We start from the raw sequence: 1029 nt of genomic DNA on the forward strand, positions 1-1029 counted from the left end.
AGTCCGGCGAGGCTGACCCGGAGACCGCTAAACAAGCGATGGACAACGTGCAAGAAGCCAAGCGCCTGCTTGCTTTAACGCGCAAGGAGCATCTGAAAGACATCCGCCAGCTTGAACTGGACAAGGCGGTTGACTTCTTCAACAAGGTTATTCGCCAGCACGCCCGGCCCACTGAAGCGTCGTCCTTCGACAATCTGGTGAAGACAGCGCAACGTGCGCTTGAAAACAACAGCAGTGACTTCGAGTCGCACTTGAGTGACCTGCGCGGCCGTAACTTCATGATCTTGTGGCGTCAGGATTACTTCGTCATCGAACGCTTCAAGTGGCTGACCCAAGATACCTATCTCTTCCCCGATGCCAGAGAGCACGCGCAGCTCGTGGCGGTTGGCACGGAAGCACTTAAGACCAACGACATCGACAAGTTACGCGCGGTAGTTGCCGACCTCGACGCGATTCGAGTTGGCTCTTCGGGTGACGACGACATGATGGCTAGTGCCAATATCGTTCGGAGTTGATCTCATGGCACTCGATGCATGGCTCCCTGTCGGCTTCGAGCTGCCAGACGGCGCAAAGGTTCGTACTGCGCTGTTTGAGGGCACGGATTGGCAGATGTACGAAACGTTCGGTGGCGGTTGGGCTCTCGTCACATTGGACGCGCTGGCGCAGCATTGGCTAGATGCGGGCCTGATTGAGGAGGGCACGTTCAGCGCATCTCAGTTTGGCGACCGCCAGCTCCGGTCGATATCTTGTGGGCCGAGCCAGGCGTTGTGCCCTGTCAGCGAAGCGAAGTCTCCCGACAATAAGGCCGAGGCGCTTTCCTTTGCCTTGGCGTTGAAGGCAACACGCGATATCGATGCGGAATCGCCGCTGCAAGACGCGCTTTATGTGGAGAAGATCACGCGCTTGCTACCGACCTACAGCATCAGCTCAAGAATTGAAGACGACGTTGTGCTCGGCTACTGGCTAACCGGCGGCACAAACATTCCGGCTACGTCCTTTCGTCGGCTGCGTCAGTCCATGAGTTGGCTC

General features: G+C 57.3%; 2 pseudogenes. Both read left to right on the forward strand.

Going from position 1 to position 1029, the window contains the following annotated elements:
- A pseudogene (locus RTX98_RS20650) lies at nucleotides 1-515 on the forward strand (Hsp70 family protein); the annotation flags it as partial.
- Nucleotides 516-519: 4 nt separating this feature from the next.
- Nucleotides 520-1029: pseudogene (locus RTX98_RS20655) on the forward strand (ATP-binding protein); the annotation flags it as partial.

The sequence above is a fragment of the Tianweitania sp. genome (genome assembly GCF_032053605.1).
GTDB lineage: Bacteria > Pseudomonadota > Alphaproteobacteria > Rhizobiales > Rhizobiaceae > Tianweitania.